Genomic DNA, 23,319 nt, shown 5'->3' on the forward strand with positions numbered 1-23,319 from the left:
AGTATTGCAAATATAGACAAACAGTGCATTAAACGATAATTAGACTCTAACTCCAATAATGCAAATGTCATCTAACTGTTCTAATTCCCCTTTCCAACTTAGAAACTCATGTTCAAATAAATCATGTTGTTCTTTCATATTCTTTTTAAAATGTGAAAGCAAGAAGTTTCTAAATCTGGCGTATTTATATTTTTTGCCTTCCAGTCCGCCAAACTGGTCAACGAATCCATCTGAGAAGAGGTAAAGGGTGTCACCGGTAAATAAGTTTACCTTGTGATTAGTGTAGTGATATGAGTTTTCAAATTGTCCAATTGGTTGTTTATCAGGATTAATTATTTCTAACTCCTCACTTTCTTTTCGGATAATATACAAAGGATTATTGGCTCCGGCCCATTCAATTTCATTTGTTTTTGGATCCCAGCAGCATAAAGTGATGTCCATACCATCTCGTACATTTTCTTTACTCTTACTAAACGTCTCAACAACAAGTTCTTTGGTTTTGTCAAGTATCTTTCCTGGCTGTTCCAAATTAAATTCTCTCACCGCTCTGTTCAATGCATTATTGCATACCACTGATACCATTGCTCCCGGAACTCCATGTCCTGTACAATCAGCAACCGCAAATAAGATCTTATTATTTATAATTTCCATCCAGTAAAAATCACCGGCAACAATATCTTTTGGACGGTAATAAACAAAACTGTTGGCTAAATATCTGTTGACAATATCATCTGATGGTATGATGGCATTTTGAATACGTTTAGCATAGCGAATTGAATCAAGAATTTCTCTGTTCTTTTCTTCAATAATCATGTTTTTGTCTGCCAATACAGCTGCGGTTTTTTGTTTTTGAAAATAGGCGTTAAGTGCAACAATAACCAGAACTAATAATACTGCTGATCCACCAATAGCAAAATTCAAAAGTCGCTTACTGCTTTTGTTTTCCAAATCACTTAAAGCGGCCTGATGACTTAAAGCTGCAATTTTTTTCTCATTGTTAGCTTTGTCATATTTGGCGTTCATTTCTTCCATGGCTTTAGCTTGATTAACCTCATTCAAACTGTCCTTTAACTCATCAAATTTTAAAATGGTTTGATAGGCGTCTCGGTATTTCCCGGCATCTGCATAAATTTCAGAGAGCGATTTGTAAGCTCGTTTAACGTCTAATTGAGCGTTAATAAATTTAAAATCCTCAATGGCCAGATTCGCATTGATAATAGCTTCATTGTATTTTTTATCATTTGCAGCCCATCTTGATTCCATCATTTTAATACTGCCACTGTAGTATTTGTTGCCAATTAATTCATTAGTCTTTCGTGCTTTTTCAAGCCAATTTTCAGCTTCATCATGTCTTTTTAAAGAATAGGCATAATCTGCAGCATTAAAATAACATACAATCATAGCATCAATTCTATTGATTGACTCAAACAATCCTGCTGCTTCAGAAGTTCTTTTTAAAGCTTCTTCTGTTTTACCTTCCTGCTCATAAAGTATTGACATGCCAACCAAGGGAACAGCCATGGCATTTGTATCACGACATATTATTGCTGCATCATATGATTTTTTATAATATTCTTCAGATTTTTCATAGTCATCAATTCCTAAATAAGCATTTGCAATGTTGTTTGTAGTACTGGCAACTTTTCTATAATCATTTAGTTCTTCATAAATGTGTAAGGCTTCAAGCTCTAGTTCAACTGATTTTTTAAAATTTCCGTTTGAACCATAAACCATGGCACGTACAGATTTTGACTCAGCAATTATTTCAGGATTTTCAGTCTTTTCAGCCAGGTTGATAGCAATAACTGCATATTTCTCGGCCTTATCATTGTCTACATGATTTGTCTCATGAGCAATTTCTATTGCTAACCGGGCTTTCTTTTCTGAATCATTTTCATTTTGAAATGCCTGTTCTAAACTATCCAGCTTTTCCAGGTCCTGAGAATAGGAAATGCAGGCAATTAAATGACCTAATATGAATAAAATAAGTTTGTTCATTCGAGTATGCTAAAGATAGCAATCTGATACTAAAATTTGTTCTTTTCTGTTTTAGAGATTTGAATCCTAATGGGATAAAAAAAGACTCCGCCAAAGTAGGGGAGTCTCTTTATTAGGTATAATTTCAGAAGAAATCTTAGAACTTGATTCTTCCTAATCTTTCTTGTCTAGATTTTTTACCGTAGATGAAAAGAACATTTTCTTTTCTGTCAGAATGATAAATTTTTGGAACCGCAATTGTTTTTAGTTCTGATTTACCAAAAAGTTGATTTTTCGTGTATTTCCCATCAGAGATATTCATCTCAACAAGAGAAGTAACATTTTTCTTATTACTTGCAAATGAGGCAGCATAAGTTTTACCTCCAACAACATTACCTTTTGTATAATTTTTCATGTTGTCATTAAACATAAAATAAAGCTTGCCATTTCCTACATGAAATGAAAAAGATGAAAAGTATCCACCATCATTTGTAGAAACTTGATATTTAGGGATTTTTGCATACCAATCAAACTTACCTTCTTTATTTAGTTTCATTACTATGATATCATTGTAATAGTAATAATAAGTAGTTCTGGTAGCTCCTGTATTTGGGTCACGTGTTGTTACTACTCTGATGTAGAATTGTTCTGCTGTCAATACTGCTCCTCCGTCATCCAATGGAACAATATCTCTAACATCATACTCATATAAAGTAGGATTTCCTTTTCCTTTGCTTTGTTTCTTTTCAGCTTTTTCCTTGGCTCTGTCACTCCACCCGGCAGTGATAAAATCTAAAGGGAAATCTTTAAAGCTAGATTCAGCAATATCACCTGTGCTTCCGTCAATTCTTAGATAAAAACCTCCATCAACACCACTGGTTCTATTGTCTCTGTTTCCGTATAACCCTGAGCAAATAAGATCTTCGTTTTCATTTGTGCTATATGAATACTGACTTATGTATTTATTAGGAAGGTCAATTTTGTAATCTTTTAATTCACCTTTATCGTTTATTTTGTAGATATGGTGAATTACATCTTTTGGTCTTCCAAAAAATGATTTTTCTGTTACCTCAGTAGCTGAAATATAGAATGTTCCTTTATCAGATACGTGTGGTCCGCCCAAATGCATTAGCTCATCATTCACAGGAAGCTTAGCCTCAACTGAATACATTTTTTCAGCATTTTCATTATAGATTGAGAAACCAAATTTTTCTTCAGCACCTTTTTCATAAGGCATATTATAATAAGCTGCAAACTTTGTCTCTTTTTCTGATAAGTGAATACTGAAGCTACCGTATCTATTGAATAATTTTTTCTGGAATTCGTATTGCGCCACCTGAATGTTTGATTTAACTGGTGACATGGTTTTATGATCGTAAACATCATAATACATATTCACTGTTCCGGCATCTTTATCTTTTTCAGTTTGAAAAATCAAAATTTTACCATTAAAAATTCGCATTCCTTCAAAATTCTTGTTCTTAATGTCTAAATCAACTTCATTAGCAATTTCAAGCGTTTGTGGATCAAATTGATGCAAAGTGTGTTTTTCTACACCAAGTGGTAGGGCTCTGAATTTGTAAACGTAGATTTTACCGTTGATCTGCCCAAGTAACTGAATTCTATTTCTTTTTGCAGATGTTTCTGCAGGTCCAAAATTTACTTCGTAAGCAAAAGTTAAAGCTGACATCAATAGACAGCTCATTAGAAATAACTTTCTCATAATTTGTTCTGAGTTAAATTTAAGTTTAGTTGTAAGCTTATAAAGCTAGTTATAAATATTGATTCAAGTAGAATCAAGCCTTTAGTTGATCAGATTTGAAGACGTATTTAACATACAACCAATGACATAAAAAGAAAACTGCTATGCCTAAAATAGAACCGGCTAAGATGTCTTCATAAAAGTGTTGAGAAAGGTAAACGCGTGAAAAAGCTACTAAGACGGCTAGGAAACCAAGTATAACTTGCATTTTAGAGTTTTTTCTAAAGTAAAATGCTAAAAACGTAAACAAGGCAAAAGCTGCAGTTGAATGGCCTGAAGGAAAAGAATAGCTTCCGTGCATGGAAACTCCATCAACCAGATTTAAATTTTCTGCACCAAAAATTTTAATCGGTCTGTTGGCAGTACTGAAAATAACACGTTTAAAGAATTGGGCTAGTAAACCTGAGATGACAAAAGTTGACATTCCCAATGCAAAGTTTGGAAGATAAGTTTTAGGATTAATCAAAGGAATAGTCACAATCACTATTGCCGCAATTAATCCATCTCCTACATGCGTAAGGTATTTGAAAAATGAATCCCAGTTTCCTCCAACCATTGCGTTCGTTGACAGGTGCAGCAGTTTTTTGTCTGCAATAGTTAACAAAATTCCCAGGGTAAGTACAAATAACATACAAACCACAAAGTAGGGGAGCATTCTTCGGATTAAATCCATGAATTAAGTTTGTAATGCACCAACATTATAACGTTGATCTGCTTTTTTGTGATCCGCCATTTCAATTCCCATTGAAATCACTTTTCTGGTATCTAAAGGATCAATGATAGCATCAACCCATAGTCTGGCTGCTGAATAATATGGAGAGATTTGTTCATCATATCTTGATTTGATTTTGTTGAACAATTCATCTTGTTTCTTCTCATCTACTTTTTCACCTTTTGCTTCAAGAGATGCTACCTCAATTTGCAATAAAGTTTTTGCAGCAGACGCACCTGACATTACCGCTAATTCAGCAGTTGGCCATGATACGATTAGTCTTGGGTCGTAAGCTTTTCCACACATTGCATAATTTCCTGCACCGTATGAATTTCCTAAAATTACAGTGAATTTTGGAACCACTGAATTAGACATGGTGTTAACCATTTTTGCTCCATCCTTAATAATACCGGCATGTTCAGATTTTGATCCAACCATGAATCCACTTACATCCTGTAAGAATACTAACGGAATGTTTTTTTGATTACAAACCATAATGAATCTGGCAGCTTTGTCTGCTGAATCAGTGTAAATTACCCCACCAAATTGCATTTCTCCTTTGGCGCTTTTTACTACCTGTCTTTGATTGGCAACAATTCCGACACTCCAACCATCTATTCTTGCATATCCGCAGATGATCGTTTGTCCGTAATCTTTTTTGTATTCAGTAAATTTAGAATCATCCACCAGGCGATCAATAATGTCGTACATATTGTACTGTTTCGCTCTGTCTATTGGAAAGATTCCATAAATATCTTCTTGTTTTTTCTTTGGAGCTTTGCTTTCTTTTCTATCAAAACCAGCAGATTCTGCTGCTCCAATTTTATCCATTAAATCACGAATAGTTTGAAGACATTCTTCATCATTTTCAGATTTATAATCGCAAACTCCTGAAATGGCGGTATGCGTTGTTGCTCCGCCCAAAGTTTCATTGTCAATGCTTTCTCCTATGGCTGCTTTTACAAGGTATGATCCCGCTAAAAAGATAGTTCCGGTTTTATTGACAATCAAAGATTCATCTGACATGATTGGAAGGTAAGCTCCACCTGCAACACAGCTTCCCATTACTGCTGCAATTTGTGTGATGCCCATTGATGACATTACCGCATTGTTTCTGAAAATTCTACCAAAATGTTCTTTATCCGGGAAAATTTCATCTTGCATTGGTAAGTAAACTCCTGCACTATCTACCAAATAAATAATAGGTAGATGATTTTCCATGGCAATTTCTTGAGCTCTTAGATTCTTTTTACCGGTAATTGGAAACCAGGCTCCTGCTTTAACTGTTGCATCATTGGCTACAATTATACATTGGCGTCCACTTACGTAACCAATTTTTATCACTACACCTCCGGCAGGACATCCTCCATGCTCTTTGTACATTCCTTCTCCTGCAAAGGCTCCAATTTCTATTGTTTCTGTTCCTTCATCAATAAGTTTTTCTATTCGCTCTCTGGCGGTAAGTTTACCTTTTGAATGGTGTTTCTCAATTCTCTTTTTTCCTCCTCCTTCATAAACTACCTTGAGCTTACGCTCCATATCAGAGATTAATAACTTGATTCCGTCTTCGTTCTTGTTGAATTCTAATTCTTCTTTCTTAATAGCCATAGAAAAACATATGAAATATAGGCTTCCAAATATAGTGGTTTGCCCATAGATTTTATATTTACATTGCAGATTATTTATTCTCTATAATGTCAGTTACTAATTATAACATCAGAGTTTACGGATTGTTGAAGCATAATGGAAAAATTCTTGTCACCAGAGAAAATAGGATGGGTATTGATATGTTGAAATTTCCGGGAGGTGGGCATGAATTCGGCGAAGGTCTTGCAGATTGCTTACAAAGAGAAATTCAAGAAGAGATGGGAATAACCGTTGAAGTAGGTGAGTTGTTCTACGTCAATGATTTTATACAAATATCAAGATTTAACCCTCAAGATCAGCTTATATCATTTTACTATTGGATGACAAGCAATCAAATAGATCAAATAATTATTGACAAACCTGTTGATACTCCGGATGGGGAGCAAATATTTGAATGGCTAGAAATTGAAAAACTAGATCCTTCAATTTTTACATTTCCAATAGATAAAATTGTAGCAGAGAAGTTGAAGAATAATTAATCTAATATGTCATCACTTTCACTTATAACAAAATCTTCTGAATGTTCATTATCTCTTTCTCTCCAAGCAATCATGAATTTGTTTTGCATCTTTTGAGACTCTTTAATGATTTTAAGGATGACAAAAATGTTTATGATTTCAACAACTGATTGACTGATAGATAGAATATCTGCTGTTTTGAAACTTTCTATATCATAACTGTTTCTACTGATCTGTGTTGTTGCCACTCCAAGCAAATAAGATATGATCCATAAAGTCCACCAAATTCCTATTATACTAACAGATGGATAATTACTTTCTTCCATGTCTGAAAGTTCTGAAGGCTTATTTTTTCTAACGTACTGACGAGTTTCTACCCAAATTTCACGCATTATTTGGTAAGGTCTAAATAAATTTAAAATAGGTACAAACCAAGTTCCTGCTGCCCAGCCTTCACTAGCGGTCAATCCTTTTACATCAGCTTTGTGTAGATTGTGATATGCTCGTCTAAACCATTGTATGAAAGTGATGATAACACCGATTGCTGTTCCTAATAAGAGTATGGCAACTAATATTTGTCTAAAATCATTACTGGTAGCTTCTTCCATTGAGAAAAAAACTTTTGATAAAAGCTGATATTCAAAATAATCAGAAACAATGGAAACCAGATGAGCAGCTATTAAAATGTAAAAGGCAATAGTTACGTTTTTTGCTCTTTGTTGGTTGTCAAGAACATTTTTCATTGGGTTAAATGATTAGATTTATATCGTCAAAAATAAAAGAAATTTTAAGCTAGTCGCTTAAAAACATACCTTTCTATTGAGCTATAGAATTGTTGGGGAGTCATGGTTCTCCAGCTAAAATCCTCTAATTCACCACCTAACACAAAATAAGAATCTATGCTAATGGTTTGCATTTCTTGAAGGACATGATCTCTTAGATTAATTACAGCAATCCAACCTTCATTGTCTTCTACTTCTTCAAACCATTCTTCATAATAGTCGTCAGTGTCTGCATGAAAGTTGAGAATGTTTTCTGCGATAAGAATGAACTTGTTTATACCACATTCCATCAGTGCTTCAACTATATCTCTTTTGAAAATCATAATGTCATTTTGAACTACATCATTCCATTCTCCAAACATCTCAATTATGCAAAACCCTTCATCATAATCTGCAAACAATATTTTAATAAAAAGGGAAGGTGACCCAATGTTATCCCACTGTGGGTGAATACAGTAGTTATAAATGGCATCTGTGAATTCAAATTCCGAGTATTCACGGCCATAAAAAGGGGATTGAATGTCCTCTGACGCAACATAAAATCCTCTCCAGTTATAATATGGTTCAATTGTATGCATAAACTTACTTGCAAAGATAATCCTGTTTTAGGTATAAACAAAGCATAATTGATTAACTTTGAAGCACTAAAAAAGAATTAAAAATTGAGATGAAAAGAATAAGTAAATTCCTTTTGTTTGTTGCCCTTACAGTTGTAGCTGTATCTTGCGGAAAGGATAAAACCAGAGAAGAAAAGGTTGCCATAATGATTCAACAAATTGAATCGCCATTTTTGGTGGCAAATATGAATGTGCAAACCTTGATGGATAAATCACAGGTAATGGAAGAAGGTACTTTGCCTTATACCTATTATCAAGTGATTAGCTTTTTTCTAGGAAAAGAATTAACCGGGATTGATTACAATACTAAAGCACAATTAGTTGTAGGTGAAGGAGAATCATTTTTACCTAGTTATTATGGAATCTTCAAAATTGAAGATGAAAAAGTGTTTACAGAGCTTTTAGAAGTAGAAGCTAATGCGGATATTAAGGAAGAAGATGGGATGAAGTATGCGATTAAAGAAAAAGAGCAATACTGTGTTGTATGGAATGAAGAGTTTGCAATTATTTCTGACGTACAATCGGGATTAATGGCGTTATTCAGTGGAGGTAAAGATAATGGTGATAAGAAGGTTAAAAAGTTAATTCGAATCATTGCTTCAGCTGAAGAAGGAGAAGCAGATCCTGAAATGTTAGCTTTTTTACAAAAGGATGCTGATATCGCTATCCACTTTGATGGTGAAGGATTTTACGGATATATGGGTGCAATGATGGAAATTGGAGAAGCTTTCTCTGATCAACCAAAAGATCCAAGTCAAGAAGCTGTAAAAGACTTGTATAAAGGAACTCTTTGCGATATGTATATCAACTTTAATGATGGAAGTGTAGATATGGAGATTGAAGCAGATTTTAGCGAAGACCTTAAAGAAAAATTAAATTTCCTTGCAGATAAGGGAGTTGATGACAAGCTTTTGAACTTCGGTAAAACTGAAAATCCATTGATGACTATGGCGTACAGCATGGATATTCAAGGTGGAGTTGATTATATGAAAGAAGTGAATGGGGATGATGCTGAAGAAATGTTTGAAGACATGGAAAATTCAGGAATGAGCATTGACGAAATTCAAGAAGCATTGACTGGAGAATTTGTAGTAATGGTAGACGAAGTGATTAAACAAGAAGAAGTTTATGACTTTGGTTATGATGAGCCCATTACAGTTAAAAACGATAAAGGTATTTTCGGAATTGTATTAGCTGTTAGTGATAAAGGATTGATCGAAAATAAGATAGCAGAGATCATGGCTAAACAAGATGTTGCCATGAATAGTCAAGAGGAAGCGGCTATGAATAAAGCAACAATGGAGTTGTTACCAAATGGTGTTATCCACTCTGGTGAGGCGTTTGTGTTTTTAACTGATGCTATTTTGTTTGCTTCAAATGATAGTTCTTGGACCAATATGGTTGTGAATGGTACAACTAAAAAGGTGAAGAACCCTGAGGGTGTTTTACAACAAAAGCCAATCACAATGTATGCTAATTTGAATAAGTTGTCTTCTATGGAGTCTGTTGAGGATGATCAAAAACAAATAGCAGGAATGTTTGATTCATTCAGAATGGTGTTGGATTTAGAAGGAGGGAGCCTTACTTTGAAAATGAAAGATGGTTCTAAAAATTCTTTGTATTTATTAACTCAGGCTGTTGGAGCAATTTTAGCTGATGTAGAGAAAATGTCTAATCCGGATATGGAGGCTGAGTTAGAAGATGCTTTGCAGGACACTGAAGATTCTTTTGATAAATTAGAGGAAGATTTAAAACAAGAAGCACACTAATAAGCTCTTTGTTTAAAAAGATAAAAAAAAGCCCGTCCATTTCTGGTCGGGCTTTTTTTAACTAAATCAAACTATGAAAAATGACCGGCTTACTTAGATTTCGACCGGTATTACCTTATGAAACCTCAATCAATTTCTTTTTCTCTATTGCTGCTTCTTTCATTTTAGGAATCTCAATTTTTAGTATTCCATCTGTATAGGCAGCTTTAATTTCTTCTTCCTGAGCGTTTTCAGGCATTGTAAATTTTCTTTCAAAAGAAGAGTAGTTATATTCTCTTCTGGTATAGTTTTCAGCTGAAGACTCATTTTCTTCACTTTTTTCACTTGAAATAGTAAGAACGCCTTCGTTGATTTCTATTTTAAAGTCTTCTTTTTTCATTCCGGGAGCAGCTACTGAAATGTTGTAACCCTCTTCTCCTTCTTGAATATTGACTGCTGGTGTTTCGCCAAACAATCTTCTTTTTCCTTCTTTGATCGTGTTTGCCGGAGCAAAGAAAAAATCATTAAAAAACTGATCGAATTCATTTGCTACTGTAAACGGCTTGTTCATTCTTCTTAAAGTCATATCTAAATTTTTTATTGGTTTCAAATTCAGTTTGCATAGTTCAAATGCTGTACCAATACAATTTTAATGACATATTGGCTGAAAAAGAAAATTCAGCATGCCATAATGACTGAAATACTAATAAAAAGGTGACAAAATAAAGATGGGGTGCTAATAATTAGGGTGTTTATTGAAAATAAATACTTTTTTAAAATAATAGGTATAAAAAAATAGGGGGTATGTTAATAAAAAAATGACTTTTATTTAATGAGACCCCTAAAATATATACTACCTTTGCCAAAAAAATAGATAAAATCATATTTAAATGTCAAAATCTAGAGAAAAAGCATTCGACGAGGTGTTAAATAGAATTCCTCAAGTCATGAAAGATCCTGAAAGAAGAGTTTCAGAGTATTTTGGTGAAAACATTTTCCATCTTGACAAGATGCGCGAATGCTTAACTGAAGATGCGTATAAAGTAGTTAAGTCAGCTATTGAGCATGGTACTCCGGTAGATAGAACACATGCTGATCAAATTGCTACAGCAATGAAAGATTGGGCAATTTCTAAAGGGGCTACGCATTATACACACTGGTTTCAGCCTTTGACTGGTTCAACTGCTGAAAAACATGATTCATTCTTCAAGCCAATTTCTGCTGGTAAGGCAATTGAAAGATTTGAAGGAGATTTATTGGTTCAACAAGAACCTGATGCATCTTCTTTTCCGCACGGAGGAATTAGAAATACATTTGAAGCAAGAGGTTATACAGCCTGGGATCCAACATCTCCGGCTTTCGTAATAGGTAAAACTCTTTGTATTCCTACTGTATTTATATCATATACAGGTGAAGCATTGGATTATAAAATGCCATTACTTAAAGCATTGCAAGCTGTAGGAGATGCCGCTACAGATGTGTGTCAGTATTTTGACAAAAATGTTTCTGTAGTTAAGCCTACACTAGGGTGGGAACAAGAGTATTTTCTTGTAGATAGTGCTTTATATAATGCACGTCCAGATCTAGTGTTAGCAGGTAGAGCAGTTTTTGGACATGAACCAGCCAAAGGGCAGCAGTTAGATGATCATTATTTTGGTTCTATTCCTGAAAGAGCTACAGCTTTTATGAAAGAATTTGAATATGAGAGTCACCTTTTAGGAATTCCTGTAACAACCAGACATAATGAGGTAGCACCAAATCAATTTGAGTGTGCACCAATGTTTGAAGAAGTTAACGTGGCAAATGACCACAACTTATTATTGATGGATGTAATGGAAAAGATTGCAAGAAAACACAACTTTAGAGTGTTGTTGCATGAAAAACCATTTGCTGGTATCAATGGATCGGGAAAACACAATAACTGGTCTTTAGGAACAAATACCGGAGTGAATTTATTGCAGCCTGGAAAAAATCCTAAATCCAACTTACAGTTCTTGACATTTTTTGTAAACACAATTAAAGCTATTCACGACAATGCTGATTTGCTAAGAGCGGCAATTGCTTCGGCATCAAATGATCATAGACTTGGAGCAAATGAAGCTCCTCCTGCTATTATCTCAGTGTTTATTGGAAGTCAGCTTACAAAAATGCTTGATGATTTAGAGAAAAACGTCAAGGCAGGTAAAATGACACCAGAAGACAAGACTAAGTTGAAGTTGGATATTGGAAAGATTCCGGAAATATTATTGGACAATACTGATAGAAACAGAACTTCTCCTTTTGCCTTTACTGGGAATAAATTTGAGTTTAGAGCTGTTGGGTCATCAGCAAACTGTGCACAAGCAATGTTGGTGTTAAATACCATCATGGCTAATCAGTTAATTGACTTCAAAAAGACTGTTGATGCTAGAATAAAAAAAGGTGAGAAAAAGGATGAGGCTATCTTAAAAGAGCTTCAGGTGCTGATAAAAGAATCTAAGAAAATTAGATTTGAAGGTAATGGATATGGTGATGAATGGGTTAAAGAAGCTGAGAAAAGAGGTTTGTCTAACTTAAAAGATACTCCAAGAGCCCTTGATGTTTGGTCTAAAAAAGAATCAAAACAATTGTTTGGAAAATTAGGAATATTAAGTGAGAGAGAAATTGAGGCTAGACACGAGATTGAGTTAGAAAATTACATTTTAAAACTTCAAATTGAAGGGAGAGTGATTGGTGATTTGGCTAAAAATCACATCATGCCTGCAGCACTTGAATATCAAAATGTATTGATTAAAAACGTTCAAGGATTGATTAGTGTACTTGGAGAGAAAGAGGGTAGAGAAGCAGCAAGAACACAAATCAACTTTATAAAGTCAATTTCAAAGCACGTTAACAACTTAAATGATAAGGTGAATTTGATGATTGATGAGCGTAAAAAAGCTAGAGAAATGGATGATACTCGTGAAAAAGCTTACGCTTATTGCGATAATGTGAAATCTATGTTTGATGAAATCAGATACCATGCAGATAAGTTAGAGATCATGGTAGATGACGAAATGTGGCCAATTCCTAAATTGAGAGAATTGTTGTTCACTAAATAATATTGGTTAATTCAATTTTGAAAGCCCGGATTTTAACATAGAATTCGGGCTTTTTTTATTCGCTTTTTGTAGCGAACAGCTTTTTTAAAGCATGATATACTGAAAGATGAAGAGCGTCCCCATGATCCAGTTCTTTATAATAAGCAAAAGATAGATTTTCTTTGCTCAATTTTTTACTCAGCTTTTTGTAAAGTTGTTTTGCGTCCTTAATCATTATTTTTCCCTCATTTCCAACAGCTATATGAACATGGTTAATACGAAGGTATTCTACCGGAATTAATTCTAGTAAAGATTCATTATCCCACCACAAGCTTGGGCTAACAATAATATAGTTGTTAAATAGATTTCCGTTTTTAAATAGAATTTCTGTGGCCAATAATCCTCCAAGAGATTGGCCAATTAAGGTATTATTGCCATTTGTTTTGAATTTGTCGTTTACTAATGGTTGAAGTTCTGTTTCAATAAATTTGATGAATGCTGAAGAACCGCCACTGCTTGGAAAATCTCTTTGATCCGCTTCAATGGTGGTGGGGAATGTGAAATCTCTTTTACGATCAACATTGCTGATACCCACAATAATGCATTCGGGTGCCATATTTATCCATGGAAAAGAAGCAAATTGAAAAATTCCGGATACATGAATTAAATCCTCTTGGATTGATCCATCTAATAGGTAAATAACTGAATATGTTTTATTGGAGTCAGGATGATAATTGCTGGGCAAGTAAATGTTAACCTCTCTATTTTCCTTTAATACTTCTGAATAGAAGTAAACTGATTCACCTATGTTAAGGGACTTTGTAGAGTCAATTTTGACACTGCTTTGGCAGTAAATATAGAAAGGCAATAAAGTTAAGAGAAGTAAAAATGATTTTAGATTCATAAAGGTTGAACGGCTAAGTAATTTTTGAATTAAGAAAATTTGATTCCAATTACACAAATGTCATCAATTTGTTCAAGATCGCCTTTCCATTTAAAGAACTCTTTTTCAATTTGTTGAAATTGTTCTTTCATAGAATAATTCTGCATTTCTAAAAACATCTTTTTCATTGATTTATACATGAATTTTTTTCCTTTCTCACCGCCAAATTGATCTGCATATCCATCTGAGAAGAAATATATAGTGTCTCCTTTTTGAATCTCTAATGTTGTTTGTTTGAAAGGTTCCATTTTATCATATAATCCAATGGGTTGTTTGTCTCCTTTTATTTCTATAAGATCAAATCCGTTTTCAGTAATACTTACGTTTTCTGACTTTCCGGTGCTTTTCCTTACAATCCAAAGTGGGTTATTAGCACCTGAAAAATTGATGAAATTTTCATTTATTGCACAAAGTGATATATCCATTCCATCTTTAACTTCTTCACCATTCTGTGCAAACGATCCAATTACGATTTCCCTTGTTTTATTCAGAATGTCACTAGGTTCTTCGAGATTAAATTCATTTACCGCTTTATTAAGCGCATTTGAACAAACTAAACTTACCATTGCTCCCGGAACACCATGGCCGGTACAGTCTGCTACTGCTAAATAAGTGTACTTGTTGGATTTTTCAAGCCAGTAAAAATCACCACTTACTACATTTTTAGGTAAATAGAAAATGAAGTTTTCAGATATTTCCTTATTTAATTTTTCAACTGAGGGTAAAATTGCGTTCTGCAATCTTTTAGCGTATTGGATACTATCTGTAATTTCTTTGTGAGTTTCTTCAATTATTTCTTTTTGCTTTTCAACTTTACTTTTTTGTTCTTCAATTACGCTCTTTTGTTGTCTTGTAATCCTTAACCTGTTGAATAATATTATTGAAAATATAATAACAAGAGCAAGTCCAATAATGCTTCCTATGGCTAGGATTGATTGTTTTTGTTTTGCTGCTTTTTCTATAGCAAGAGCTTTTTCATGTTCTGAATTTTTGATCGCGATTTCTTTTTGATGTTCAGCTTCATCTAGCGCTTTTTGTTTTTCATATTCATATTGTGCTTGTTCTTGTAAAGTTTTGCGTTGGACTTCATCATTGTTTAAGCTGTCTTTCATTTCAATGTATAGCTTGTGCATCTCCAATGCTTTCATTCCTTTTCCTTGCTTTTCATAAACAAGGTGGAGTAGATTGGCTGCATTTTTAATACTAGTTCTGAACCCAATTTCTTCAGCCAATGCAAATGCATTTTCACCCATCTCTTTAGCTTTTCCAATCTTTCCTTGGTCTATATAGATAAATCCCAGATTAGAATAACTATTGGATAATCTACTTTTGTTGTTGAGTTCTTTGAAGATGATTATTGATTCATTGAAATAATTAATGGCTAATTCAATTAAAGAGTCTTTTTGAAATTGATTGTAAATTTCTTTTTGATGCAATTTATTATGCATTAAACCTAAGTTGCTTAATGATATAGCTTCTCCGTTTTTATCTTTTATTTCTTTGCAAATCTCCAAGGAAGTTCTCATATCACTTAGGCCTTCATCAATTTCACCATTTGAAAATTTAATAAAACCAATGTTGTTGTAACATGTGGCGACTGATCCAAGGTTGTTCAAGGCTTTGTTTATTATCAGAGCTTTATTGTAGTATAATAGCGCATTTTCGTAGTCTCCTTGATCATCATAAAGTACACCAATGTTGTTGTAAGCTGTAGACATTCCATTACTGTCTTTTAATGTCTCCTTTATTTTTAATGACTTATGGTTATATTCAAGTGCTTTTAATATGTTGCCTTGTCTTTGTGATAAAAAACCAATCCATGCATAGGATTCACCTTTACCGGCTATAAAGTCATTTTTTTCAGAAAGCTCTTTTGCGTTTTCGCATAACGACAGCGCAGAATCAGGATTGGAGATGTAGAAATAAAGCGCTTTTTCCAGTAAGGTCCATACTTTTGTGGTGTCATGTTGTTCAGGGTTGTCTATAATTCTGTCCATGCTGTCCAGAGCATGCAATTCATCAGGTGTGAAACTTTGTGCCTCAGAGTGAAGAAAAAGAGAAAGGACTAGAATGGTTAAAATTGACTTCATGAACATAATATTCTGTAAAGAAGTTTAAAATTAACCTTTTAACTCAATTTTCAAATGTCACCTGAAAGATATCTAAGTTGTCAATTCCTAAGTTTCCTTTGATGTAGGAATTCCATTTAATCATTTCATCTGCTTCAGTGCCATGTTGAACTTCCTTGAAAAACCGAGTAGTAATTTCATTTAGATCGGCAATCTCTTTTGTGTACAAAGTTTTGATTTCGCTAAAATCCTTGATATTCATTAATTGATTATCTAGTTGTCTTCTTTTAATTTCGATCAAGTCAAAAAACATATTTATAAATGCTAAAGAAGCATTGTTAATATCCAATGAATAGTAGCTTCTGAAAGGATCCAGAATTGATTTAGTATAAATTACAACTGTATCATTCACCGTGTTTACGTCTAAAAATATTTGAGCCTCCAAATTATATCTGCTGCCCGCAATAATTCCTTTATCCTGATAATTGTTGTCCAATTTTCGCTCGGTAATAACGATTCTGTTTTCATTCCATCCCACATATTCATTGTTGAAAAATCCTCTATCTCTGTACTGATTGTGTCTGAATATGTCATCATTGCTGATTTGAGCATCATTTTTAATAAAGTTGGTGACTTTTTGATGGTGTTGGTAAAGTTCAAATTGTGGGTCACTTTGCCAAAAGCTCTCAACATACGGAAAGGCGCTAATTGAAAGATAGTCCTGATGCATTCCTTCTACAAAATCAAAGAAGGGGAGGTCAAATATTTCTTCGTAGTTAAAGGCGTATAAATATGCTTTTGAGTTGACGGTATAAACTGACCCGTTTTGAGAGACCAGGTCAAATTGATAGTTGAATTGAATCTCACTTAAATAAGTTTCGTCTTCTATATTGTTAAAGGTTTTGCTTATTTGAATATCAACTGCTGAGATCTTACTTGTAGAGCCAGATGGAGCAAAAGGAGATATATTACTGTTTTCAATTTCTAATTGAATTTTACGCAGGGAGCTAGATGCTGAATCTATCCAAATGATCCCGCTAAAAAAATTGTTAGCTTCCTTTCTAGGTGTGAATCTTATGGCAAAAATTTGATTCTCACCTTCTGCGAATTTTTGACTCAAGGAAAGCGAATAGTTAGTGTACAATTCTTTTTTACTCTGACTTAGTGGGTTTGCGGGGAATAGGGAAGTGGGCTTGAATAAGTCTTGTTCTAAAATTGCTTTGGATGTTTCAGTTGATAATACAAAATGTCCATTTTGATGAGCGAGTCCAACTCGTCCTGCTTTTATATCAAGCTTGGATACATTGTAATCTTTGAATGTGCCATTATAATATGATTCAAGCATTTCAACTGTTTTCCCATTGCTGCTAGATTCTAGTTGAAAATACGTCTTTGCTTGTTGACTTGGGGTTTTCTTATTTTTGGCGCAGCTGATCACTAATTGATATAAAAAGCTGTTGTCTGCCAGTACATTTACAGTAGAAAGTAGATTTTCTTTTTCGTTAAGTTTAATTGTATTAGAAACAATAAGGTCAACTACTGAGATGGTTTTGGTTTCAAATCCTATGAATGATATTCTTAAACTATCATAACAAGAAATTTCTTTCAGTTTAAATTCACCTAGCTCGTTTGTAACTGTTCCTTTTCCTGATTTTACGCTATAAACTTTGGCAAATGCAACCGCTTCTTTGGTGTTATTGTTAACCACTTTTGCTCCTAGATTCATTCCAATACAATCGTCATCAGATTGTGACAATAATGGGAGCTTAAATAAAGTTAGTACGGTAAATAGTATGTATTTCAGAATCTTCAATTGTTAGCTGTTTCTCCTAAAGTACAAAATTGTCACATCCACTTAAATCACTTAATTGAAGGGTTTAATGAATTATATACCTGTCAAAGTTCAAATTTGGTCTTATAATCATTGATGCTTTTTTGTATGATTTCTTTTGCTAATTGGGCATTTTGGAAATCTTCAACTTCAACGGTTTTATTCTCCAGTTTTTTGTAATCCTCAAAGAAGTTTTTAAGCTCTTTAATAAAGTGATTTGGTAGTTCTGAGATGTCGTTAATATGATTTACACTCATGTCGTTTTCAGCAACGGCAATTATTTTGTCATCTAATTCTCCTCCATCTAACATTCGCATTACGCCTATAACTTTAGCTGATACAAGGCACATTGGAACAATGGTTATTTGAGATAGAACTAAAATATCCAGAGGATCTTTATCGTCACAATAGGTTTGTGGGATAAAACCGTAATTCGCCGGGTAATACATAGATGAGTAAAGTACCCTATCCATTAATAAAAGACCGCTTTCTTTGTCTAGTTCGTATTTAGCTCTGGTATTAGCTGGAATTTCAATGATGGCATTTACAAAATCAGGTTGTCTTTCTCCAACATTTACTTTGTGCCAGGGATTTGTGTGATCTATTTTCATTTTTAGTAAATAAAAAAGGGAATGAAATTCATTCCCTAAGTTTTGTTATTTGTTATGTAAGTGAACATCCATTTGTGGGAAAGGGATGTTTAGTCCTTCTTTACCAAACTCTTCATATATCTTTTGGTTCATCTTAAAATGCACTTCCCAATAATCTTCTGTTTTGGCCCAAACTCTTAGTGTGATGTTAACTGAACTGTCTGCTAATGCTCCTAAACCAATGAATGGTGCGGGATCTTGAAGTATTTTTTCATCTTCAGAAATAAATCTTTGAAGCACTTTTACTGCGTCCTGATAACTGTCTCCATAAGCAATTCCTACAACAAAATCTACTCTTCTATTTTTTTGCATGGTGAAGTTTGTAATGTTTCCATTTGCCATTGCTCCGTTAGGAACAATGACAGTTTTGTTGTCAACTGTTAATAGTACAGTGTTGAATATTTGAATCTCATAAACAACTCCTTCTTCTCCTTGAGCTTTGATGTAATCACCAACTTTATAAGGTCTGAAAACTAGAATCATAACGCCTCCGGCAAAATTTCCAAGGGTTCCTGAAAATGCCATACCTATAGCTAAACCGGCGGCACCAATTAAAGCAACAAAGGATGTCATTTCTACCCCCAATTGACCTAAAGCAGATACAACAACTAGGATTCGTAAAGTGTTGCCAACTAAGCTTTTTAAGAATTTTTTTAGGGAAACATCAAATTCTTTTTTGTCGAGTGCTTTGCCTATCATTTTGGTGATTCTCTTTGCTAAGAAAAATCCAATGAATAATACTGCTAAAGCAATTGCCAGGTTGATTCCCCATTCTTGAAGTTTGTCTAGAATTGAGTGCCAGCTGAATTGATATGATCCACTTCCTTCAACTACTTCTGAGGTTGTAGTGGCTAATGAATCTGCATCTTGTAACATAGTAGTGTGATTTTAAATAAAGAACAAAATTATTGGTTTTAAGTGCTTGATTTGAAATAATTCAGTTTGATTTTTAACAATTAAGCTGCTATTAAGATTAAATAATTAGTTGAACAGAAAAATGAATAAAAATATATTGTTTTTAATAATTGAAAAACAACACTATAGAGTTGTTGTTTAGAATCATTATAAATAAAATACCACAAAAAAGGTATTTCAAAATAAATATCTCAACGGTAGTTTTGTGCACTCAACAATTAACTAAACAATGAAAATATTTATTCCAATTTTAACAATCACTGCATTGATGGCTACTACTTCATGCAAAAAACAAAAAGTAAATAACCTTAAAGAGGATTTTAAAAACAATTATTCAGAGATAGTATATGCAAACTATCAAGATGCTTATCAGGATGCACAGTCACTACAAAATTCAATTATTGATTTTGTAGATAATCCTTCTGAGGCAAGTCATCAAGATGCTAAACAGGTTTGGTTACAAGCAAGAGAGTCGTATGGAACTACAGAAGCTTTCAGGTTTTCTGGTGGTCCTATTGATGATGAAGATGGACCGGAAGGGGAGTTGAATGCCTGGCCATTAGATGAGGCATTTGTAGATTATGTAGAGGGAAATGCATTAAGTGGAATCATTAATAATTCTGCGATTACAATTGATGCAGCAACTTTAAGATCCATGAATGAAGAAGGAGGTGAAACCAATATCAGTATAGGTTATCACGCTATCGAATTTCTGTTATGGGGTCAAGATGATGCTAATACGTCATTAAAAACAGCAGGCGATAGACCTTATACTGATTATGTTGTTGGTTCTGGGGGTACAGCTGATAACCAGGATAGAAGAGGCTTATATCTTAAAACTTGTGCGGCTATATTGGTAGAAGATTTAGCAAGTTTAGTTGATGAATGGAAAAATGGTGGTGCATATAGATCAACTTTCTTAGCACAGGATGCTGATTTAAGTATGCAGCATATCTTAACCGGAATAGGAGTATTGGCAAAATCTGAACTTGCTGGAGAAAGAATTTTTACGGCACTTGATAATCAAAATCAAGAAGATGAACATTCATGTTTTTCAGATAATACACACAGAGATATAATCTTGAATTTTGAAGGGATTCAGCAAATTTACACTGGAATTTATATCAAAAATGATGGGTCTGAAGTTTCTGGAGTTGGTTTAAGCGATATTATTGATAAACAGGATAAAAAATTAAATGCAGAATTAAGTGATTTGTTCACTGCTTGTGAAGCAAGTGTTAATTCAATATCTGTTCCTTTTGATGATGCTTTAACACAAGAAACTCCTGGTGGAACGGGTTCAATTAATGAATCTGTTGTAAATTTGAGAAAGCTAGGTGATAAAATTGCGGAAGCTGCAGCAGCTCTAGGTTTAACTATAGATACGTCATTACCAGAGTAGAAAAAATATGACCATAAAACCCCAAATATTCTTGCTTGCAGGCCTTTTATTGGTGGCTTGTAGAAAAGATCTTGATCATTATGATCAAGAGGAATTGAGTGGTGGATATAACGGTACGGTTTTTTTAACATCTTCTGGGGCGTTTTCGCAACAAATGCCTGGGATTGGAGCTGATAAAGAGCTCCAATTCTTTGTTGGTAATAGTTTTTTTAATCAAAATTGGGTGTCGGCTCCTTCGTCAACTACCGCCAGAGATGGTCTAGGTCCCTTGTTTAATGCGCGTTCTTGTTCGGCGTGTCATTTTCAAGATGGAAGAGGAGAGCCGGTTCAAGATTTAGGTGACAATTCAAATGGCTTTTTACTAAGGCTAAGTGTACCTGGTGAAGGAGTTCATGGAGAGCCTTTGCCTGATCCTGTGTACGGTCCTCAATTCAATGATTTGGCGGTAAGTAATGCATTGGATGAGGGTGATATTTTTGTTACTTATGAATATATATCCGGCACTTATGAAGACGGAACACCTTATGAGCTTAGAAAGCCTTTTTATTATGTGAGTAATCTCAATTATGGAAGTATTGCTTCAAATGTTATGATGTCTCCTCGAATTGGGCAGCAAATGATAGGGTTGGGGTTATTGGAAGCTATTGATGAACAAGATATTTTAGCGCTGGCAGATGAAGCAGATGTTGATGGTGATGGAATTTCAGGTAAGCCAAATTATGTTTGGGATTTCCAAAGTGAATCAGAGAAAATGGGGAGATTTGGATGGAAATCAGGTCACCCTTCTGTGATGCAGCAGGTAGCAGGAGCTTTAATTGGTGATTTAGGGATAAAATCAAACTTATTTGATACTGAGAATCATTCTGCTGCACAATCAAATTTGGATACTTTGCCTGATGGAGGGATAGTTGAAATAGAGGAGGATGATTTTGGAAAACTGGTGCTGTACTGCAGTTCGTTGGCTGTTCCGGCTAGAAGAAATGTGGATGATGAATCTGTTGTAAGAGGACGAGAGTTGTTCAGAAGCCTAGATTGTGCAAAATGTCATACAGTGGCTTTTAATACTGGAAATTCGCATTATCTGAGCTATTTGAATAATCAAACAATTCATCCGTATTCAGATTTGTTGTTGCACGATATGGGACCTGGATTGGCTGATAATAGACCTGATTTTAAAGCTAATGGACAGGAATGGAGAACCCAGCCTTTGTGGGGGATCGGCTTAATTTCAATTGTCAATGGTCATACTTTTTTCTTGCATGATGGCAGAGCAAGAAGTTTGGAAGAGGCCATACTATGGCACGGAGGAGAGGCGGAAAATGCTAAAAATCAGTTCAAATCTCTCGAATCTTCTGATAGACAGGCATTAATAGATTATTTAAATTCACTTTAATGAGATTTTCTTTTTTAGTTTTTTTGATCTTCCTAATTGGTTTTAGTTCATGTAAAAAAAGTCGATTTAAAAGGAGTGATTTTCTACAAGAATTTTATGATTATAAAGTGAAGCCAGACCTGCTTAATTTGAATTCACAAGTATTTGATTTACAAAATAAATGGTTAGATTACTTAAATAATCAAAGTAATAGTAATTTTGATTTATTCAAAGATCAGTTTGATTTAACTTTTGCTGCTATTGATAATGCGACTTTTTATAATTTGGGGGATATTTCTCAAACCTATATTTACAATAAATTCAATAAGTCGGGGATTGATACAGTAAACGCCTGGGGTTTTTATGCTGATAATACAGTTGTTACAACATCTGCAGTTGCTTCTTTACCTAATAATCAAAAAGGATTTTATTTTATTGAATATCTGGTGTTTAGCGATTTTTCTCAGGATTCATTATCAAGTTTGAAATACCAAAGTTGGATTTCTTCTTGTATTGAGGATTTGTCAAACAATGTTGGAGATTTGGAGTTTTCCTGGAGTATCTACGAAAAAAACTTTACATCTAACACAGATGATGGTGTCAGTGGGTCATTTAATGTTGTTTGCAATAGAATTATTCATTCATTGGAAGATTTGATTGATAAGCGCCTAAATCCGGTATTGGAAGCAATGGATACTGATCAGATAATAGGAGGGAATTCAGGTAATGGGTTGAAAAGCGTTAAGCGATTGTTCTTTCAATTAGAAGCGGTTTATCTGGGGAATGGAGATCAACAATTTAATGCCATTCATAATTATTTAAAAAAGAAAGATAAAAAGCTAGCGGATTCAGTAACGGAGCGGTTTTCCGACATCTCTTCAGATTTAAATTCAATGAATAATGAAATGGAATGGTATCTGTTGAATGATGTTGCTGCTTTAGAATCATTGAAACAGAAATTAACTGATTTGTTAGTAGTTTTTAAGTTGGATGTTACCAATGCAATGGGGGTGATTTTAACTTTTGGAGATACAGATGGTGATTAAATTAGTGTTTTTTAATTAATTGATAATCAGTGTTTAATAACTGTTTTAAAATAAATTTTCAATTTTTTATTTGGAATTAAAATTAATTCTGTTTTACCTTTGTCGCGTCGATTGCGGTTCTCGTAACTTGTGGTCGATTTATAAAGAAGAGGCGAGAGATCAGGCTCGTTGACCCTCTGGCAACCCTCAAGAAGGACTTGAAAGGTGCCAATTCCTGCCTCCCGATTAAAAGGGATGGAAATATAAATTGGAAACAAGATGACAATTTACATTCAAAATCAGGTTTTAAAAAGTTCATTATCTAACGCATTAATGCGTCATTTTAATTG

Annotated in this window: 18 protein-coding genes and 1 riboswitch; of the genes, 6 read left to right on the plus strand and 12 right to left on the minus strand. The window is 34.1% G+C overall.

Features of this window, described 5'->3' with window-relative positions; translation table 11 throughout:
• Positions 1-39: 39 nt before the first annotated feature.
• From K6119_RS01425 to K6119_RS01440, 4 genes are all read right to left on the minus strand, one after another.
• Positions 40-1,998, minus strand: a complete 1,959-nt coding sequence (locus K6119_RS01425; protein ID WP_221834290.1) for a SpoIIE family protein phosphatase — start codon at positions 1,996-1,998, stop codon at positions 40-42.
• Between the two features lie 136 nt (positions 1,999-2,134).
• Complete coding sequence (locus tag K6119_RS01430) at positions 2,135-3,700, minus strand: hypothetical protein (protein ID WP_221834289.1); 1,566 nt, start codon at positions 3,698-3,700, stop codon at positions 2,135-2,137.
• A gap of 73 nt (positions 3,701-3,773) precedes the next feature.
• On the minus strand, positions 3,774-4,412 hold the full coding sequence (locus tag K6119_RS01435) for a phosphatase PAP2 family protein (RefSeq protein ID WP_221834288.1): 639 nt from the start codon (positions 4,410-4,412) through the stop codon (positions 3,774-3,776).
• 3 nt (positions 4,413-4,415) lie between these two features.
• Positions 4,416-6,059, minus strand: coding sequence for an acyl-CoA carboxylase subunit beta (locus K6119_RS01440; RefSeq protein ID WP_221834286.1), 1,644 nt, complete (start codon positions 6,057-6,059; stop codon positions 4,416-4,418).
• A gap of 86 nt (positions 6,060-6,145) precedes the next feature.
• On the opposite strand from K6119_RS01440, the gene K6119_RS01445 reads away from it, so the two are divergent.
• The gene (locus tag K6119_RS01445; protein ID WP_221834281.1) at positions 6,146-6,577 is read left to right on the plus strand and encodes an NUDIX domain-containing protein; all 432 of its coding nucleotides are present in this window, start codon (positions 6,146-6,148) and stop codon (positions 6,575-6,577) included.
• On the opposite strand, the gene K6119_RS01450 is transcribed toward K6119_RS01445, so the two are convergent.
• Entirely contained in the window at positions 6,574-7,299 is a 726-nt protein-coding gene (locus K6119_RS01450) for a DUF4328 domain-containing protein (protein WP_221834279.1), read from the minus strand. The two genes, K6119_RS01445 and K6119_RS01450, sit on opposite strands and share 4 nt — an antisense overlap.
• Positions 7,300-7,343: 44 nt before the next feature.
• Positions 7,344-7,916: a hypothetical protein gene (locus tag K6119_RS01455; RefSeq protein WP_221834278.1), complete on the minus strand. Its 573-nt coding sequence runs from the start codon at positions 7,914-7,916 to the stop codon at positions 7,344-7,346.
• Between the two features lie 89 nt (positions 7,917-8,005).
• Between K6119_RS01455 and K6119_RS01460 the strand changes: the two genes are divergently transcribed.
• On the plus strand, positions 8,006-9,724 hold the full coding sequence (locus K6119_RS01460; RefSeq protein WP_221834277.1) for a hypothetical protein: 1,719 nt from the start codon (positions 8,006-8,008) through the stop codon (positions 9,722-9,724).
• Positions 9,725-9,839: 115 nt separating this feature from the next.
• On the opposite strand, the gene K6119_RS01465 is transcribed toward K6119_RS01460, so the two are convergent.
• A complete protein-coding gene (locus K6119_RS01465) occupies positions 9,840-10,289 on the minus strand; it encodes an Hsp20/alpha crystallin family protein (protein WP_237828074.1) in 450 nt (149 codons plus the stop codon).
• 304 nt (positions 10,290-10,593) lie between these two features.
• Between K6119_RS01465 and K6119_RS01470 the strand changes: the two genes are divergently transcribed.
• Positions 10,594-12,783, plus strand: coding sequence for a glutamine synthetase III family protein (locus K6119_RS01470; protein WP_221834276.1), 2,190 nt, complete (start codon positions 10,594-10,596; stop codon positions 12,781-12,783).
• A gap of 55 nt (positions 12,784-12,838) precedes the next feature.
• Here the strand turns inward: K6119_RS01470 and K6119_RS01475 are convergent, their stop codons facing one another.
• The 5 genes from K6119_RS01475 to K6119_RS01495 form a co-directional block, all read right to left on the minus strand.
• Entirely contained in the window at positions 12,839-13,666 is an 828-nt protein-coding gene (locus tag K6119_RS01475) for an alpha/beta hydrolase (RefSeq protein ID WP_221834275.1), read from the minus strand.
• Between the two features lie 29 nt (positions 13,667-13,695).
• On the minus strand, positions 13,696-15,795 hold the full coding sequence (locus K6119_RS01480) for a tetratricopeptide repeat protein (RefSeq protein ID WP_221834274.1): 2,100 nt from the start codon (positions 15,793-15,795) through the stop codon (positions 13,696-13,698).
• A 43-nt stretch (positions 15,796-15,838) separates the two neighbouring features.
• Positions 15,839-17,530, minus strand: coding sequence for a carboxypeptidase-like regulatory domain-containing protein (locus K6119_RS01485; RefSeq protein WP_221834273.1), 1,692 nt, complete (start codon positions 17,528-17,530; stop codon positions 15,839-15,841).
• A gap of 140 nt (positions 17,531-17,670) precedes the next feature.
• Positions 17,671-18,216, minus strand: a complete 546-nt coding sequence (locus K6119_RS01490) for an inorganic diphosphatase (RefSeq protein ID WP_221834271.1) — start codon at positions 18,214-18,216, stop codon at positions 17,671-17,673.
• A gap of 45 nt (positions 18,217-18,261) precedes the next feature.
• The gene (locus tag K6119_RS01495; RefSeq protein WP_221834269.1) at positions 18,262-19,131 is read right to left on the minus strand and encodes a mechanosensitive ion channel family protein; all 870 of its coding nucleotides are present in this window, start codon (positions 19,129-19,131) and stop codon (positions 18,262-18,264) included.
• A gap of 268 nt (positions 19,132-19,399) precedes the next feature.
• Here K6119_RS01495 and K6119_RS01500 point away from each other — a divergent pair, with 268 nt between their 5' ends.
• From K6119_RS01500 to K6119_RS01510, 3 genes are read left to right on the plus strand one after another with little or no spacing between them, the layout of a single operon-like run.
• Positions 19,400-20,572, plus strand: coding sequence for an imelysin family protein (locus tag K6119_RS01500; protein ID WP_221834263.1), 1,173 nt, complete (start codon positions 19,400-19,402; stop codon positions 20,570-20,572).
• 7 nt (positions 20,573-20,579) lie between these two features.
• Positions 20,580-21,965: a di-heme oxidoreductase family protein gene (locus K6119_RS01505; RefSeq protein ID WP_221834262.1), complete on the plus strand. Its 1,386-nt coding sequence runs from the start codon at positions 20,580-20,582 to the stop codon at positions 21,963-21,965.
• A complete protein-coding gene (locus K6119_RS01510) occupies positions 21,965-22,990 on the plus strand; it encodes an imelysin family protein (protein ID WP_221834260.1) in 1,026 nt (341 codons plus the stop codon). The genes K6119_RS01505 and K6119_RS01510 overlap by 1 nt, the downstream gene beginning before the upstream one ends.
• A gap of 135 nt (positions 22,991-23,125) precedes the next feature.
• Positions 23,126-23,239: riboswitch (SAM riboswitch) on the plus strand.
• The last annotated feature ends 80 nt before the right edge of the window (positions 23,240-23,319 follow it).

Source organism: Paracrocinitomix mangrovi, assembly GCF_019740355.2.
GTDB lineage: Bacteria > Bacteroidota > Bacteroidia > Flavobacteriales_D > Crocinitomicaceae > Paracrocinitomix > Paracrocinitomix mangrovi.

Coding starts and splice junctions, on each gene's coding strand:
- K6119_RS01425 (WP_221834290.1), bottom strand. CDS start 1,998: ATGAACAAACTTATTTTATTCATATTAGGTCATTTAATTGCCTGCATT.
- K6119_RS01430 (WP_221834289.1), bottom strand. CDS start 3,700: ATGAGAAAGTTATTTCTAATGAGCTGTCTATTGATGTCAGCTTTAACT.
- K6119_RS01435 (WP_221834288.1), bottom strand. CDS start 4,412: ATGGATTTAATCCGAAGAATGCTCCCCTACTTTGTGGTTTGTATGTTA.
- K6119_RS01440 (WP_221834286.1), bottom strand. CDS start 6,059: ATGGCTATTAAGAAAGAAGAATTAGAATTCAACAAGAACGAAGACGGA.
- K6119_RS01445 (WP_221834281.1), top strand. CDS start 6,146: ATGTCAGTTACTAATTATAACATCAGAGTTTACGGATTGTTGAAGCAT.
- K6119_RS01450 (WP_221834279.1), bottom strand. CDS start 7,299: ATGAAAAATGTTCTTGACAACCAACAAAGAGCAAAAAACGTAACTATT.
- K6119_RS01455 (WP_221834278.1), bottom strand. CDS start 7,916: ATGCATACAATTGAACCATATTATAACTGGAGAGGATTTTATGTTGCG.
- K6119_RS01460 (WP_221834277.1), top strand. CDS start 8,006: ATGAAAAGAATAAGTAAATTCCTTTTGTTTGTTGCCCTTACAGTTGTA.
- K6119_RS01465 (WP_237828074.1), bottom strand. CDS start 10,289: ATGACTTTAAGAAGAATGAACAAGCCGTTTACAGTAGCAAATGAATTC.
- K6119_RS01470 (WP_221834276.1), top strand. CDS start 10,594: ATGTCAAAATCTAGAGAAAAAGCATTCGACGAGGTGTTAAATAGAATT.
- K6119_RS01475 (WP_221834275.1), bottom strand. CDS start 13,666: ATGAATCTAAAATCATTTTTACTTCTCTTAACTTTATTGCCTTTCTAT.
- K6119_RS01480 (WP_221834274.1), bottom strand. CDS start 15,795: ATGAAGTCAATTTTAACCATTCTAGTCCTTTCTCTTTTTCTTCACTCT.
- K6119_RS01490 (WP_221834271.1), bottom strand. CDS start 18,216: ATGAAAATAGATCACACAAATCCCTGGCACAAAGTAAATGTTGGAGAA.
- K6119_RS01495 (WP_221834269.1), bottom strand. CDS start 19,131: ATGTTACAAGATGCAGATTCATTAGCCACTACAACCTCAGAAGTAGTT.
- K6119_RS01500 (WP_221834263.1), top strand. CDS start 19,400: ATGAAAATATTTATTCCAATTTTAACAATCACTGCATTGATGGCTACT.
- K6119_RS01505 (WP_221834262.1), top strand. CDS start 20,580: ATGACCATAAAACCCCAAATATTCTTGCTTGCAGGCCTTTTATTGGTG.
- K6119_RS01510 (WP_221834260.1), top strand. CDS start 21,965: ATGAGATTTTCTTTTTTAGTTTTTTTGATCTTCCTAATTGGTTTTAGT.